This is a genomic window from Auraticoccus monumenti (assembly GCF_900101785.1).
In the GTDB taxonomy this organism is placed as follows: domain Bacteria; phylum Actinomycetota; class Actinomycetes; order Propionibacteriales; family Propionibacteriaceae; genus Auraticoccus; species Auraticoccus monumenti.
Window position 1 is genome coordinate 3,011,449 of sequence record NZ_LT629688.1, and the last position, 15,218, is coordinate 3,026,666.

General features: G+C 74.7%; 12 protein-coding genes. 8 read left to right on the forward strand and 4 right to left on the reverse strand.

Going from position 1 to position 15,218, the window contains the following annotated elements:
• Nucleotides 1-135 precede the first annotated feature (135 nt).
• Nucleotides 136-2,688: an alpha-glucan family phosphorylase gene (gene glgP / locus BLT52_RS13920; RefSeq protein WP_090594405.1), complete on the forward strand. Its 2,553-nt coding sequence runs from the start codon at nucleotides 136-138 to the stop codon at nucleotides 2,686-2,688.
• Nucleotides 2,689-2,730: 42 nt separating this feature from the next.
• Nucleotides 2,731-4,113 carry an AGE family epimerase/isomerase gene (locus tag BLT52_RS13925; RefSeq protein ID WP_090594407.1) on the forward strand — a complete coding sequence of 461 codons (1,383 nt, stop codon included), beginning with the start codon at nucleotides 2,731-2,733 and terminating at the stop codon, nucleotides 4,111-4,113.
• 58 nt (nucleotides 4,114-4,171) lie between these two features.
• Here BLT52_RS13925 and glgX read toward each other — a convergent pair whose 3' ends face one another.
• On the reverse strand, nucleotides 4,172-6,283 hold the full coding sequence (glgX, locus tag BLT52_RS13930; RefSeq protein ID WP_090594408.1) for a glycogen debranching protein GlgX: 2,112 nt from the start codon (nucleotides 6,281-6,283) through the stop codon (nucleotides 4,172-4,174).
• Nucleotides 6,284-6,387: 104 nt separating this feature from the next.
• On the opposite strand from glgX, the gene BLT52_RS13935 reads away from it, so the two are divergent.
• Genes BLT52_RS13935 through BLT52_RS13945 form a run of 3 tightly spaced genes read left to right on the forward strand, consistent with a single transcriptional unit; the run spans nucleotide 6,388 to nucleotide 8,853 of the window.
• The gene (locus BLT52_RS13935) at nucleotides 6,388-7,194 is read left to right on the forward strand and encodes an enoyl-CoA hydratase/isomerase family protein (RefSeq protein ID WP_090594410.1); all 807 of its coding nucleotides are present in this window, start codon (nucleotides 6,388-6,390) and stop codon (nucleotides 7,192-7,194) included.
• Nucleotides 7,184-8,134, forward strand: coding sequence for a class I SAM-dependent methyltransferase (locus BLT52_RS13940; RefSeq protein WP_090594412.1), 951 nt, complete (start codon nucleotides 7,184-7,186; stop codon nucleotides 8,132-8,134). Before BLT52_RS13935 ends, BLT52_RS13940 begins: the two co-directional genes overlap by 11 nt.
• A complete protein-coding gene (locus BLT52_RS13945; RefSeq protein ID WP_090594413.1) occupies nucleotides 8,131-8,853 on the forward strand; it encodes an acyltransferase in 723 nt (240 codons plus the stop codon). Before BLT52_RS13940 ends, BLT52_RS13945 begins: the two co-directional genes overlap by 4 nt.
• A gap of 4 nt (nucleotides 8,854-8,857) precedes the next feature.
• On the opposite strand, the gene BLT52_RS13950 is transcribed toward BLT52_RS13945, so the two are convergent.
• The gene (locus BLT52_RS13950) at nucleotides 8,858-9,901 is read right to left on the reverse strand and encodes a hypothetical protein (protein ID WP_090594415.1); all 1,044 of its coding nucleotides are present in this window, start codon (nucleotides 9,899-9,901) and stop codon (nucleotides 8,858-8,860) included.
• Nucleotides 9,902-10,051: 150 nt separating this feature from the next.
• Here BLT52_RS13950 and BLT52_RS13955 point away from each other — a divergent pair, with 150 nt between their 5' ends.
• From BLT52_RS13955 to BLT52_RS13965, 3 genes are read left to right on the forward strand one after another with little or no spacing between them, the layout of a single operon-like run.
• Nucleotides 10,052-10,834 carry an electron transfer flavoprotein subunit beta/FixA family protein gene (locus tag BLT52_RS13955; protein ID WP_090596782.1) on the forward strand — a complete coding sequence of 261 codons (783 nt, stop codon included), beginning with the start codon at nucleotides 10,052-10,054 and terminating at the stop codon, nucleotides 10,832-10,834.
• A gap of 16 nt (nucleotides 10,835-10,850) precedes the next feature.
• Nucleotides 10,851-11,807 (forward strand): electron transfer flavoprotein subunit alpha/FixB family protein, encoded by a 957-nt coding sequence (locus BLT52_RS13960; RefSeq protein WP_090594416.1) that lies wholly within the window; start codon nucleotides 10,851-10,853, stop codon nucleotides 11,805-11,807.
• 34 nt (nucleotides 11,808-11,841) lie between these two features.
• Nucleotides 11,842-12,990 (forward strand): cysteine desulfurase family protein, encoded by a 1,149-nt coding sequence (locus tag BLT52_RS13965; RefSeq protein WP_090594418.1) that lies wholly within the window; start codon nucleotides 11,842-11,844, stop codon nucleotides 12,988-12,990.
• A gap of 28 nt (nucleotides 12,991-13,018) precedes the next feature.
• Here BLT52_RS13965 and BLT52_RS13970 read toward each other — a convergent pair whose 3' ends face one another.
• Complete coding sequence (locus BLT52_RS13970; RefSeq protein WP_090594419.1) at nucleotides 13,019-13,759, reverse strand: response regulator transcription factor; 741 nt, start codon at nucleotides 13,757-13,759, stop codon at nucleotides 13,019-13,021.
• On the reverse strand, nucleotides 13,756-14,958 hold the full coding sequence (locus BLT52_RS13975) for a sensor histidine kinase (protein WP_157677312.1): 1,203 nt from the start codon (nucleotides 14,956-14,958) through the stop codon (nucleotides 13,756-13,758). The genes BLT52_RS13970 and BLT52_RS13975 overlap by 4 nt, the downstream gene beginning before the upstream one ends.
• Between the last annotated feature and the right edge of the window lie 260 nt (nucleotides 14,959-15,218).

A 15,218-nucleotide genomic window follows, 5' to 3' on the forward strand; every position in this document is an offset into this window, starting at 1 on the left:
GGAGGGACGGACACCGTGGCGCGGTGGGCCGCCTCCCGGCACGGGGGCGGACGGGTCGACGACACCACGGCGACACCACGGTGACCGTTGCTCGACCTTGCTGACACGATCCAGTCCGGGCAGTAGCCTCCCGGGGTGCGCGCACTCCGACGAATCAACGTCCACCCCGTCCTGTCCGGGGCCCTGCGCCCGCTGGGGCAGCTGGCCAGGAACCTCCGGTGGGCCTGGCACGCCGAGACCCAGGAGCTGTTCCGGGCCGTGGACCCGCAGCTGTGGGAGTCCACCGGCCGCGACCCGCTGGGTCTGCTGGCCCAGGTCGACCCGGCCCGGCTGCAGGTGCTGGCCGAGGACCGTCGCTTCGTCCGGGCGGTGGCCCAGCGCGAGGCCGACCTGAACGAGTACCTCTCCGCCGACCTGTGGTTCCAGCGGCACGCCGCGGAGAACCCGGACGCGCCGTCGGCGATCGGCTACTTCTCCGCCGAGTTCGGCGTCTCGGAGGTGCTCCCGCAGTACTCCGGCGGGCTCGGGATCCTCGCCGGTGACCACCTCAAGGCCGCCAGCGACCTCGGGGTGCCGATCATCGGGGTCGGGCTGCTCTACCGCCACGGCTACTTCCGGCAGTCCCTCAACGCCGAGGGGTGGCAGCAGGAGCGCTACCCGCTGCTGGACCCCAACGCGATGCCGCTGACCCTCCTGACCGAGGACGGGGTCCCGGTCACCATCGAGGTGCCGCTGCACGGGCGCACCCTGCACGCCCAGATCTGGGTCGCCCAGGTCGGACGGATCCCGCTGCTGATGATGGACTCCGACCTCGAGGTCAACGCCGAGGCCGACCGTGCCGTGACCGACCGGCTCTACGGCGGCGGGGCGGACCACCGGCTCGCCCAGGAGGTGCTGCTCGGCATCGGCGGTGTCCGCGCCCTGCGTGCCTGGTGCCGGATCAGCGGGCAGGCCGAGCCCGAGGTCTACCACTGCAACGAGGGCCACGCCGGCTTCCTCGGGCTGGAGCGGATCCGGGAGCAGATGGCGGCCGGGCGCGACTTCGACACCGCCGTGGAGCTGACCCGGGCGGGCAACGTCTTCACCACCCACACCCCCGTGCCGGCGGGCATCGACCGCTTCGACACGGCGATGGTCCAGCACCAGTTCGCCGACTTCGCGCCGCTGCCGCTGGAGCGCGTCCTGGCGCTGGGGGCGGAGGACTACGCCGGTGGCGACCCCTCGCGGTTCAACATGGCCGTGATGGGCTTCCGGCTCGGCCAGCGCGCCAACGGCGTCTCCGAGCTGCACGGCGAGGTGTCGCGGGAGATGTTCTCGCCGCTGTGGCCGGGCTTCGACGACGCCGAGGTCCCGATCGGCTCCATCACCAACGGCGTGCACCACCTGACCTGGGTGCACCCGGCGCTGCTGCGGCTGCTGGAGCTGCCGGCCGGTGAGGAGGAGATGGGGGTCGACGGCTACGACTGGGACGCCCTGGAGAGGGTCGAGGCCGACACCATCTGGTCGATGAAGCGACGGATGAGGGCGGACCTGGTCACCATGGCCCGCGAGCGGCTGGCCGTCAGCGCCACCCAGCGCGGGATGGCCGGCCACACCGACTGGATCTCCAGGGCCCTCGACCCCGGGGTGCTCACCCTGGGCTTCGCCCGGCGCGGGGCCTCCTACAAGCGGCTGACGCTGATGCTGCGCGACCCCGAGCGGCTGATCCGCCTGCTCAACCACCCGACCACCCCGATCCAGATCGTGGTGGCCGGCAAGGCCCACCCGGCCGACGACACCGGCAAGGCGCTGATCCAGCAGATGGTGCGCTTCGCCGACCGCGAGGACGTCCGGGAGCGGCTGGTCTTCCTGCCCGACTACGACATCGCCATGGCCCGCCCGCTCTACCCGGGCTGCGACGTGTGGATGAACAACCCGCTGCGTCCCTTCGAGGCCTGCGGCACCTCGGGCATGAAGGCCGCGCTGAACGGGGCGGCCAACCTGTCGATCCGCGACGGGTGGTGGGACGAGTGGTCCGACCCGCGCTGCGGCTGGGACATCCCGTCCGCCGAGGACGTCACCGACCCCGACCAGCGCGACGCGATCGAGGCCGAGACGCTCTACTCGATCATCGAGAACCAGATCGTCCCCCGCTTCTACGACCGCGACGTCTCCGGGGTCCCGCAGGGCTGGGTGCGGCTGATCCGCGACACCATCTCGGTGCTCGGGCCCAAGGTGCTGGCCTCGCGGATGGTGCGCGACTACGTCACCGAGCTCTACGACCCGGCGGCGGCCTCCGCGCGCTCCCTGGGCGCGGGCGACGCCTCGGTGGAGCTGGCGACCTGGAAGCGCGGGGTCCGTGGGGCGTGGCCGCAGGTGAAGGTGCTGCACGCGGAGAGCCTGACCGGGGAGAGCGTGCAGGTCGGCAGCACGCTGGCCTTCGTGGCCCTGGTGCAGCTGGGCGACCTGGGCCCCGACGACGTCGAGGTCCAGCTGATCACCGGCGACCTGCACGGCGACGACGAGCTCCACGGCGTGGCCAGCTCGCCCTTCAGCTCGGTCTCCGACGCCGGCGACGGCACCTGGCGCTACCAGGTGGAGCTGCAGGCCGTCCGCACCGGTGCCCGCGGCTACACCGTCCGGGTGGTGCCGCGGCACGACCGGCTGGCCGTCGCCGCCGAGCTGGGTCTGGCCGCGCTGCCCGGCTGACCCGTCCCGGCTGCTGTCGGTGGTGGGTGTCATAGTGCGCAGATGACCACCTCTTCCTACGACGGCTCCCACACCGCAGTGACCCGTCGCGCCCTGCTCGCCGCCGGCGGTGCCGCCGCCCTCCTCGCCGGCCCGGCGCAGCTGCTGCCGGCGTCGTCGCAGCCACGCCGTGGCCTGGTCCGCGACGGCGTCGGCTTCCTGCAGACCATGACGACGGCCTACCCCCTCCCGGCCGGGTCCCCGAGGCTCCCGCAGTCCTACGCCGACGAGTCCGGCCTGTTCTCCACCGCCTTCGTCTACGACTGCGCCCTGTCGGTCTGCGCGCTGCTCGCCGCCGGTGACGACGAGACCGCCGCCACGATCGGTGACGGGCTGCGCTTCGCCCAGGAGAACGACCCCGACTTCGACGACGGGCGGCTGCGACAGGCCTACAACGTCGGTCCCTACGTGTTCTACGACGGCACCCCCCAGCCCGACGGTCTGCGTCGGGCCGACGGGCGCGCCAACGTCGGATACCAGTTCGGGTTCCTCGGCACGGCGGTGGGCGACATGGCCTGGCCCGGCATCGCGCTGCTGCAGCTGCACCGGGTCCTCGGCCGGGCCGACCACCTCGCCGGGGCGGTCCGGATCGCGGAGTGGATCCTCGAGCGGGCCGTCAACCCGGGGTCCCTCGGGGGTTTCCGGTTCGGCGTGGACGCGGCCGACCGGACCGTCCCCAACGTCTCCACCGAGCACAACATCGACTGCGTCGCCCTCTTCACCCAGCTGGCCGCCGCCGACCCTGCGGGGCGCTCGCGGTGGGTCGCCGCCGCGCAGCGGGCCCGGGGCCTGGTGGAGTCGATGTGGGAGCCGGACGGCGGCTTCTTCTACACCGGCTCGAACGACGGGGACAGCATCAACCGCTCCCCGCTGCCGCTGGACCCCCAGACCTGGGGGTGGCTGGCCCTGCGCGACCGCCGCTTCGCCTCGGCGCTGGACTGGGCCGGGGACGCCCTCGCCGTGACCGACACGGCGGACTCCCCGGGCTCGCAGCTGCCCGACGGGGTGTCGATCAGCGGCGTGACCTTCTCCAGCGCGAGCCTGACGTCCACCGCCGTGTACAACGGCGCGCAGGTGAACCCGGACGCCGTCTGGCTCGAGGGCACCGCCCAGCAGGTCGTCGCGCTGCGCGACCGGAGGTTCCCGCGTGACGCCGCGGTGGCTGCCCGGCTGGTCCGTGAGCTGCGCCGGGCGCAGGCCCAGCTCGGCGGTGGTCAGCGGGTCGGGGGTGCCGTGATCGAGCCCCGCGGCCTGGTCGCGGCCAGCAGCCCGCTGGACAGCGGTTTCGGCTTCGGCTACTTCCCCAACCAGCACACCGGCGCCACCGCGTGGGCGGTGATGGCCGAGCTGGCGGTCAACCCGATGCAGCGCGACGGGCTCAGCTGACCCCGGCGGGTCCGTCGCGGCTCAGCCGGCTCCGGGTCCGTCCCGGCGCCGGTCGCGCTCAGACCGAGCCGCGGAGCACGACGACCCCCGAGCGTGGCAGGTGCAGCGAGGACGCGCCCGCGCGGGCCCCGGCGGTGGTGTCCAGCAGCACCTCCCAGCCGGTGCCCCAGGCCCCGCCGGGCAGGGTGACCTCGGCCGGTGACTCGTCGGCGGAGAACCAGACCAGCAACGCCTCGTCCACCCCCGACAGGTACATCCCCAGCAGCCGGCGGTGGTGCTCGTGCCAGGCGTGGTGGTCCATCACCGCGACCCCGGCCGGGTGCGCGGGGTCCGGCCCGCCACGGAGCCAGGCGAGGTCCGGGCGCCCGGCCGGCCGGCCGACGTCGTCCAGGACCGGGTCGCCGTGCGGCCGGGCGGTCGGGCGGAGCAGCGGGTGCTCACGGCGGAGCCGCAGCAGCCTCGCGGCGGTCTCCAGCACGTCCTCCCAGGGGTCGGACCAGTCGGTCCAGGAGACCTCGCTGTCGTGGCAGTAGGCGTTGTTGTTGCCGCCCTGGGTGCGTCCCAGCTCGTCCCCGGCGGTGATCATCGGGGTGCCGGCCGACAGCAGCAGGGTGGCCAGCAGGTGGCGGACGTGACGACGCCGGGCCGCCTGCACCGCCGGGTCCTCGGTCTCGCCCTCCACGCCGTGGTTGACCGAGCGGTTGTCGTCGCTGCCGTCGCGGTTGTGCTCGCCGTTGGCGGCGTTGTGCTTGTGCTCGTAGCTGACCAGGTCGCGCAGGGTGAAGCCGTCGTGCGCGGTGACGAAGTTGACGGTGCTGGCCACCGGGCGGCCGGCCGGGTCGAAGAGGTCCGCCGACCCGCGCAGCCGGGTGGCCAGCTCGCGGACGCCGTCGGCCCGCCCCCGCCAGAAGTCGCGGACCAGCCCGCGGTAGCGGTCGTTCCACTCCAGCCACGGCGTGCCGAAGGAGCCCACCTCGTAGCCGTCGTGACCGACGTCCCAGGACTCGCTGACCAGCCGCACGCCGCTCAGCACCGGGTCGGCGCGGACGGCGGCCAGGAACGGGTGGGCCAGGTCGACGCGGTGCTGCTCGTCGCGGAGGAGGGTGCTGGCGAGGTCGAAGCGGAAGCCGTCCACCCCCAGCTCCTCCACCCAGTACCGCAGGCAGTCCAGCAGGAAGGCCAGCACGCCGGGGGAGGAGGTGTCGACGGAGTTGCCGCAGCCGGTGGTGTCGACCTGGGCGCCGGTGGCGTCCAGGCGGTACCACCCGGAGCCGGCCATCCCGCGGAAGCACAGCGTCGGACCGGTCTGGTCGCCCTCGCAGGTGTGGTTGAGGACCACGTCGAGCAGCACCTCGATGCCGGCCCGGTGCAGCGCGGTGACCATGTCGGCGAAGTCCTGCACCTGCCCGCCGGTGCTGCCCCGGGAGGAGTAGCCGGCGTGCGGGGCGAAGAAGCCCAGGGTGTTGTAGCCCCAGTAGTTGACCAGCCCGCGCTCGACCAGGTGGGGCTCGGAGACGAAGTGGTGCACGGGCAGCAGCTCCACCGCCGTCACCCCGAGCCGCTGCAGGTGCTGCACCACCGCCGGGTGGCCCATCCCGGCGTAGGTGCCGCGGAGCGCCTCGGGGACGTCGGGGTGCAGCCGGGTGGCGCCGCGGACGTGGGTCTCGTAGACCACCAGGTCCTCCGACCTCGGGCCGGCCAGCGGCTCGGGGCGGGGGACCGGGGCGACCACCACCGACAGCGGCACCGAGCCCAGCGAGTCGCGCTCGTCGCGGAGGGACGTGCGGCCGGGGACGTGGTCGCGGACCGGTCCGTGCAGGTCGACGTCACCGGTGACGGCCCGGGCCCACGGGTCCACCAGCAGCTTCGCGGGGTTGGCGCGCAGCCCCCGCTCCGGCGCCCAGGTCCCGTGCACCCGGTAGCCGTAGCGCTGCCCGGGGCCGACCCCGGCCACGGTGGTCTGCCAGCTGCCGTCACCGGCCGGGGCGAGGTCCACCGACGCGGTCGCGGTCCGGGAGTCCTCGGCGACGAGCACCAGCTCGACCCGGGTGGCCCCGGGGGACCAGAGGCCGAAGCGCGTCCCCTCCGCCACGACGGTGGCCCCCAGCGCCGCCGGTCCCGGCAGGTCACCCGGCCAGGCTTCGCTCACGGCGCTCGGTCGGGCGTCCATCGGCTTCGTCACTCCTGCTCGCGGCCACCGGGCTCTCTGCGACGGTGCTGGGGCTGCACATCATGCCCGACCAGGACCCCCCGCGCGGCACTACAGTGCCGGGCATGGATACGAAGTCGTCCGTGATCGACTGCGGCACCCGGTCGGTGCGCGTCGAGGTCGTCGACCAGGTGGCCACGCTGAGGCTGGACCGCCCGAAGGTGAACGCGATCGACGCCGAGATGGTGGAGGGTCTGCGCCGAGCCGCCGACGCCCTGGCCGTCGCCGACGTCGCCGCGGTGGTCCTGACCGGTGGTGAGCGGGTCTTCGCCGCCGGGGCCGACATCAAGCAGATGGTCGACCTGGAGCACGCGGAGGCCGTGGTCTGGTCCGCCCGGCTGCAGAGCACCGTCGCCATGCTGGCCGCGCTGCCCCAGCCGGTGGTCGCCGCGGTCAACGGCTACGCCCTCGGCGGGGGCTGCGAGTTCGCGCTCTGCGCGGACCGCCGGATCGTGGCCGAGGACGCGGTGCTGGGCCAGCCCGAGATCCTGCTCGGGGTCATCCCCGGCGCCGGCGGGACCCAGCGCCTGAGCCGGCTGGTCGGGGTGAGCCGGGCCAAGGAGCTGGTGCTCACCGGGCGGAGCGTCGGTGCCCGGGAGGCCCTGGAGATGGGTCTGGTGGACCAGGTGGTGCCCGCCGCGGAGGTCCAGCAGACGGCCCAGGACTGGGCCCGGCAGTTCGTCGGTGGTCCCCGGCTGGCCCTGCGGGCGGCCAAGGAGGCGATCGACCACGGCAGCGAGATGTCCCTGCCGCTGGGGCTGGAGCTGGAGCGCCAGCAGTTCGCCGCGCTCTTCGCCACCGAGGACCGACGCACCGGGATGGCCTCCTTCGTGGCCGAGGGGCCGGGGAAGGCGGTGTTCCGTGGCCGCTGAGCCCGGGCGCGAGCCCGCCACCGCCGAGCAGGTCGAGGCCGCCTGGCAGGACACCAAGCTGGCCCAGGTGCTCTACCACGACTGGGAGTCCGGGAGCTACGACGAGAAGTGGTCGATCTCCTTCGACCAGCGCTGCACCGACTACGCCCGCGACCGCTTCACCGCCGTCGCCGGCGTGCCCCCGCGCCCCTACGGGCGGAGCCTGGAGATCGGGGCCGGCACCGGCTTCTTCACCCTCAACCTGATGCTGGCCGGGCTGATCGAGCACGGCACGGTGACCGACATCTCCGCCGGGATGGTCGAGGTGGCCCTGGCCAACGCCGGCCGCCTCGGCCTGGACGTGGAGGGGCAGGTGGTGGACGCCGAGCGGCTGCCCTTCCCCGACGACTCCTTCGACCTCGTGGTGGGGCACGCCGTCATCCACCACCTCCCCGACGTGGCGTCGGCCTTCGCCGAGATCGCGCGGGTGCTCAGACCGGGTGGGCGGGTGGTCATCTGCGGTGAGCCCACCCGGGTCGGGCACCGGGTGGCGCGCCGGCTGTCGTCGCTGACCTGGTCCGCGACCCGGGCGCTGACCCGGCTGCGGCCGCTGCGCTCCTGGGCGCGTCCGGAGGCCGAGCTGGACGAGTCCAGCCGGGCTGCTGCCCTGGAGGCGGTGGTCGACCTGCACACCTTCGACCCCGACGAGCTCGCCGCGACGGTCCGCGCCGCCGGCCTGGTCGGGGTGCGCACCCACACCGACGAGCTGACCGCCGCCTGGTTCGGCTGGCCGGTGCGCACGGTCGAGGCGGCCCTGACCGAGGAGCGGCTCGGGTTCCGCTGGCGGATGTTCGCCTACCGGTCCTGGCTCACCCTGGACCGGGTGGACCGCCGGCTGTCGGCCGTGGTCCCGCCCGGCTGGTACTACAACGTGTCGGTCACGGCCTTCACGCACCGGTGATCCCCGACCCGCCGGCGGGTCCGCCGACCCGCCACCCGCACCGGCCTCCCCTGGGCTGGCTGCTGCGCCGGGGCTGGCTGCGCCCGGTCAACCTCCGGGCCTGGGTCCGCTGGCGGCTCGCTCGCTGGCGCTGGCCCGACGTCGAGTTCGAGGGCTTCGTGTTCATCGGCCGCGGCGTCCGCCTGGAGGTGGCCCGTGGGGTCGGTCGGCTGCGGATCGGCGCCTGGACCCACCTCAACGACCGGGTCAAGATCCGCGCCCACCAGGGGACGGTGGTGGTCGGGCCCAAGTGCGTGCTCGGCTACGACCTCACCGTCAACGCCCACCTCGACGTCCGGATCGGTGAGGCCACGATCATCGGCGACCGCGTCTACGTCTGCGACTTCGACCACGACACCACCGACCCGCACCGCCGGATCAAGGACCAGGGGCTGGTGCGCTCACCGGTGCGGATCGGCGCGGACTGCTGGCTCGGGACCGGGGTGACGGTGGTGCGCGGCACCGACCTGGGCGACGGCTCGGTGGTGGCCGCGCACGCGGTGGTCCGCGGTGCCTACCCGCCGCGCTCGGTGGTGGCCGGGGTACCGGGCCGGGTGGTGGCCGACCGCGACCGGCGCTGGGCCGAGGGCGCGGAGGGTCGGGCCTACGTCGACGCGCTCGGGGAGCAGGCGGCCGAGCGGGTGCGCCGGCTGGTGGCCGGGGAGGACGTCGGCCCCTGAGCCGTCAGCCGAAGGTCACCCGCAGCGGGTCGGCGCCGAGGTCGACCTCGGCGTTGGTGCTCAGCAGCACCGACACCTCACCCTCCTGCTCGCCCTCCTCGTACTCGGAGGTGTAGCTGTAGCGGTAGACCAGCCCCGCGGTCAGGTAGGAGGTGGCGCGGGTGGGGTCGGTGCCGTCCAACCGGGGGTCGAAGGAGTCCATCGGGTCGTCCTCGGCCGACCAGCGGCCCTCGCCCTCCACCTCGTGGCTGCTGTTGACGCCGGCCTCGAACGGGCACCCCGACGGGGCCGGGCCCGTCTCGGTCAGGCACTCGTCGAGGGCGTCCTCGACCAGCGTCGCGAAGGCGTCCGCGCCCTCCTCGGTCAGCGTCGGGGCCAGCTCGGAGCTGCTCAGCACCCGTCCCGGGACGGGCACCAGCAGCGCGCCGTCGCCGTAGGAGAGGCGGGGGTTGCCGGTCTCCACCGGGTAGCTGCCCGGGAACAGGGTCAGCCGGTCCCCGGTGACGTCGGCCCCACCGACGCGCAGCGCCAGCCGGTCCGAGCGCAGGCTGGAGACGTCGAGCTCGCTGACCACCTCCGAGAGCCGGAAGCCGCCGTCGACCTCGGTGACGGAGAAGGTCTCGGTGACCCGCTCGGAGCCGACGCGGTAGCTGGCCTCCACCGAGCCGGCGTCGACCACCTCGGGGACGCTGACGTCGGTGATCGGGGCCATCGCGCGGGAGACGGAGAGCACCTGGTCGGTGAGCAGGGAGGTGTCGGCGGGCTGGGTGGCGGCGTGGGAGAGGGCCGCGACGGCGTCGCCGCGGGCCACGGCGTCCAGGTAGCCGCGGACGGCCGCCGACGCGGTGGAGGTGGGGGTCGAGGGGGTGCTCGGCGTCGGCACCGGCGTGGGGGACCCGCCGCCGCCACCGCCGCGCCCCGCGACCAGGGCGATCCCGCCGCCCACCCCGAGCAGGGAGGAGACCAGCACCGCGACGAGGGTGATCAGCACCCGACGGCCCCAGGTCGGGGTCGCTGCCGCACCGCTCCCGCCCGCACTGCTGACCATCGCCGTCCTGTCCTCGAGACCCACCCGGTTCGGCGACACAGTAGCCGGGGCGTCGGCCCGCGCCGTGGTTACCCGTGGGTAATATAGGGCTGCGACGACACCGGTGGTCACCCGCCGCCGGTCCGCACGACCTCGACGGAGTGGATGACGATGCGCATCGTGACCCTGGTCAAGTACGTCCCCGACGCCACCGGCGACCGCGAGTTCGCCGACGACGGCACGGTGGACCGGGAGGCCGGCGACGGCCTGCTGAGCGAGCTGGACGAGTACGCCGTGGAGCAGTCCCTGCAGCTGGCCGAGGCCGGGGACGACGTCGAGGTCGTCGCCCTGACGATGGGCCCCGAGGACGCGGCGGACGCGATCAAGAAGGCGCTGCAGCTCGGCGCCTCCTCGGGGGTGCACGTGCTCGACGAGGCGCTGCACGGGTCCGACGCGCTGGCCACCAGCGCCGTGCTGGCCGCGGCGGTCCGCCGGCTGGAGCCGGACCTGGTGGTCTGCGGGATGGCCTCCACCGACGGCGCGATGGGGGTCGTGCCGGCCATGCTGGCCGAGCGGCTCGGCTGGCCCGGGCTGACCCTGGCCTCCCGGGTGGAGCTGTCGGGCCGCACCCTGACCGTGGTCCGCGACTCCGACACCGACAGCCAGACCGTGGTGGCCGACCTGCCCGCGGTGCTGAGCGTCACCGACCAGTCCGGCGAACCGCGCTACCCGGGGCTGAAGAACATCATGGCGGCCAAGAAGAAGCCGGTGGACGAGTGGTTCCTGGAGGACCTGGGGCTGGACGCCTCCGCCGTCGGCCTGGGCGCCGCCCGCACCCGCGTGCTGGAGACCAGCCCGCGTCCGCCCAGGGAGGCCGGCCGCGTGGTGGAGGACAGCGACGGCTCGGGGGCCGCGGCGCTGACCCAGTTCCTGACCACCGGCAGCTACGTCTGAGACCGAGGAGAACCTGATGTCGAACGTGATCGTGGTGGCCGAGGTCACCGAGCAGGGCGTCAGCAAGCCCACCCTGGAGCTGGTCACCCTGGCCCGCCGCCTCGGCGAGCCCGTCGCCGTGGTCTGGGGCGAGGCCCCGGCCGCGGCGGTGGAGGCGCTGGGGCGCCACGGCGTCGCCCGGGTGCTGTCGGTGCCGGACCCGGCGGTGGCGGAGTTCCTGGTCGCCCCCAAGGCCGACGTGCTGGACCAGCTGGTCGGCACCGAGCAGCCGCTGGCCGTGCTGCTGGTCTCCACCCCGGAGAACAAGGAGGTGGCCGGGCGGCTGACCGTGCGCCGCGACGCCGCCCTGATCACCGACGCCGTCGACCTCGCCGTGGTGGACGGCGCCCTGACCAGCACCCAGTCGGTCTTCGCCGGGGGCTTCAGCGTGCGCGCCGGTCTCGGCTCGGGGCTGGGCGTGGTCACGGTCAAGCCGAACTCGGTGGCGCCGGAGCAGGCACCGGTCTCCGCCGCGGTGGAGCAGGCCGCGGTCAGCGTCTCCGAGGCGGCCCGGACCGCCCGGGTGGTGGCCAGCGAGCCGAAGGCGGCCACCGGACGTCCGGAGCTGACCGAGGCCGCGGTGGTGGTCTCCGGCGGGCGCGGGACCGGCGGGGACTTCGCCCCGGTCGAGGCCCTGGCCGACGCCCTCGGTGCGGCCGTCGGCGCCTCCCGGGCGGCGGTGGACTCCGGCTGGTACCCCCACGCCTACCAGGTGGGCCAGACCGGGAAGACCGTCTCACCCCAGCTCTACGTGGCCGCGGGCATCTCCGGGGCGATCCAGCACCGGGCCGGGATGCAGACCTCCCGCGCGGTGGTGGCGGTGAACAAGGACCCCGAGGCGCCGATCTTCGAGATGGCCGACCTCGGCGTCGTGGGCGACCTGCACACGGTGCTGCCGGCGGTCGCCGAGCAGGTCCGCGCGGCCCGCGGCTGAGCGGGACCCGCACCCGGCGGGGCAGGATGGCCGGGTGATCGGACGGGTGCACCTGGACCACGCCGCCGGGACCGCGGTGTCGCCGGCGGCCCGGGCGGCGCTGCTGGACGCGCTGGAGCTCACCGGCAACCCCTCTTCGCTGCACGCCTCCGGGCGGGTGGCGCGCCGGGTGCTGGAGGAGTCCCGGGAGTCCCTGGCCGCCTCCCTCGGCGCGCACCCCACCGAGGTGGTGCTGACCTCCGGGGGGACCGAGGCCGACAACCTGGCCCTGCGCGGCTCCTGGCTGGCGCGTCGTGCCGGTGGTCGGGACGCGGTGGCGGTGTCGGCGGTCGAGCACCCGGCGGTCCTGGAGACCGCGGCGGCGCTGCGGGCCGAGGGCGCCGCGGTGGTCGAGCTCGCGGTCGGGGCGGACGCGACCGTGCGCGAGGAGGCCTGGGCCGGGTTGGACCAGCGCGTCGCGGTGGCCTCGGTGATGTGGGTCAACAACGAGACCGGGACCGTGCAACCCGTCGACCGGCTGGTCGAGGCGGCGCGGCGGGTGGGCGCCTGGAGCCACAGCGACGCCGTCCAGGCGGTGGGTGTGGAGGACGTGGGCTTCGCCGCCTCCGGCCTGGACCTGCTGAGCGTCTCGGGCCACAAGCTGGGCGCGCCGGTCGGCATCGGTGCGCTGCTGGTGCGTCGTGAGGTGGGGCTGCAACCGGTGGCCTGGGGTGGCGGGCAGGAGCGCGACCTGCGCTCGGGCACCGTGCCGGTGGCGCTGGCGGCGGCCCTCGCCGCGGCCTGCGCCGACGTGGTGGCCGCACGGGTGCGGCGGACCGCGGCGCTGACCGGTCTGCGGACCCGACTGCTGGACGGCCTGGCTGCCTCCGGGCTGGGCGGGGTGCACGTCCACGGCGGCCCCCGGACCAGCCCGGCGATCGTCATGCTCGGCTTCGACGGCCTCCGGGCCGACGACCTGCTGATGCTGCTGGACGCCGCCGGGGTGGACTGCTCCACGGGCTCGGCCTGCTCGGCCGGGGTGGTCGGCCCCAGCCCGGTGCTGCTGGCCACCGGGCTGGACGAGGCGGCGGCCTCCGCCGCGGTCCGCTTCTCCTTCGGGGCCACCAGCAGCGGGTCCGACGTGGACGCGCTGCTGACCGCCCTCCCCGACGCCGTGGCCCGCGCCCGGGCCGTGCACGGGTGAGCGCCGGCCGCCGCCCGGGCCCGGTCGGTCAGAAGCCGTCGGTGTCGTGCTCGGCGCTGACGCGGGCCAGGCCGGTCTGGTAGGCGATGACGACGAGCTGCGCCCGGTCACGGGCCTCCAGCTTCGTCATCGCGCGCTGCACGTGGGCGCGGACGGTGAAGGGGCTGAGGTACAACCGGTCGGCGATCTCCACGTTGGACAGCCCGGTGGCCACCAGGGCGACCATCTCCCGCTCGCGCGGGGTGAGCGTCGCCACCTGTCGGGGGTGAGGTGTCTCGTGACCGACCGGTGCGGCGAGGAGACGGGCGACCAGGGACCGGGTCGCCGCGGGGGAGAGGAGGGTGTCGCCGTCGGCGATCGTGCGTACCGCGTCGAGCAGGTCGTGGGCGTCGATGCCCTTGCCGATGAAACCGCTGGCCCCCGCACGCAGCGCCCGGGCGATGTACTCGTCGGTCTCGTAGGTGGTGAGGACCAGGACGCGGCTGGCTCCCAGCTGCGGGTCGGCGCAGATCTCCGCCGTCGCGGCGAGGCCGTCCACGCCCGGCATCCGGACGTCCATCAGCACCACGTCCGGGTGCAGCTCGCGGGTCAGCCGCACCGCCTCGCGGCCGTCGCCGGCCTCCCCGACCACCGTGATGTCCTCGGCGCTCTCCAGCAGGGTGCGGAAGGCCCCACGCAGCAGCGCCTGGTCGTCGGCGAGCAGCACCCGCAAGACGCGCCCCCCTCCTGCGTCAGCGCCCTGTCGGTGGTCGGTCGCGTCCTCGGTCATCGGTTCTCGCTGTCGGTCGGGCCGTCGGAGGCCGCAGCCGTCGGGACGGCGGTGGGGGGCAGGGGCAGGTGGACGGAGACGAGGAAGCCGCCCTCGGGCCGGTGGCCCGCGCTGAGGGTGCCGCTGACGGCCGTGACCCGTTCACGCATGCCGACCAGACCGTAGCCGGGCGGGGACCCGGACCGCGGGCGCGAGGCGTCCCCGGTGTCGGTGACGGTGATGGCGACCTGGTCACGGACCCAGGTGAGGTGGACGCGCGCGCTGCTGCCGCCGGCGTGCCTGGTCACGTTGGTCAGGGCCTCCTGGATGACCCGGTAGGCGGTGAGGTCGGTGGCCGGCGGGAGGGGCGACGCCGTCCCGCTCTCGCTGATCGTGACGTCCAGACCCGAACGGCGGAACGTCTCCAGCAGCGCGGGGACCTGCGAGAGCCCCGGAGCCGGCTCGGTGGAGGTGGCGGCGTCGTCGGGTTGACGCAGCAGGCCGACGGCGCCCCGGAGCTCGTCGAGGGCCTGGCGGGTGGTCCGCACCAGCTCGTCCAGGCTGGTGCGGGTCTGCTCCGGGCGGGTGTCGAGGAGGTGGGCGGCGACGACGGCCTGCGCGTTGGCGAGGGTGATCTGGTGGGCGACCAGGTCGTGCAGCTCGCGGGCGATCCGGAGCCGCTCCTCCACCACCCGCTGCCGCGCCTCGCTCTCCCTGCTCTCCTCCGCCCTGCGTGCGCGCTCGGCGACCGCCGCGAGGTAGGCGCGTCGGTGGCGCGCGGAGCGTCCGAACACGGCGGCCACCAGCGGCGACGCCGCCACGGTCAGCAGCCGACCGGTGTCCTCCCAGGAGAAGTCGGCCTCGAAGAAGGGTGTGACGGCCACCAGCAGGGCCGCCGAGGGGAGCAGCACCGCGGCTGCTGCCCGCCCTCCGGTGCGAACGGCGAGCGAGTAGGCGCTGATCGCGGCCGGGGCGACCAGGAGGGGGGTGACCAGCAGTCCCAGCGGGGCGGCGAGCATGCCGCAGAGGGTGGTCGCCACCACCGTCGCCACGGGGGCACGGCGCCGGGCCGGCAGGACCGCCGAGCCCACGGCGGCCAGCAGGTAGGTCTGCACCGGAGGCGCCGCCAGGGTGTCGTCGGCGTGCAGCAGGCCACCGAGCAGGCAGAGCACGAAGGCCACGGCGACCACGGTCGCCTCGAGCAGCCACCGCCTGGTCACGGGCTGGCTGCTGCCCGGCCAGGACGGTCCCGCGTCGTCCTCCGTCGTCCCCGTCCGCCAGCGCAGCACGTGCTCAGGCTACGAGAGGGACCGGCGGCCTCCGGTGCGCGAGACGTGGTGCGTCTGCACCAGGAGGCTGCCGGGCTGGTCGATCTGCACCAGTCGGGGACGGTTCCGGCAGACGATGTGCGACCGCGCCCCCGCCGACACAGTGGTAGCTGGATCGTCCCGCACCCGGTGGGACGGCACAACGGCAGGGA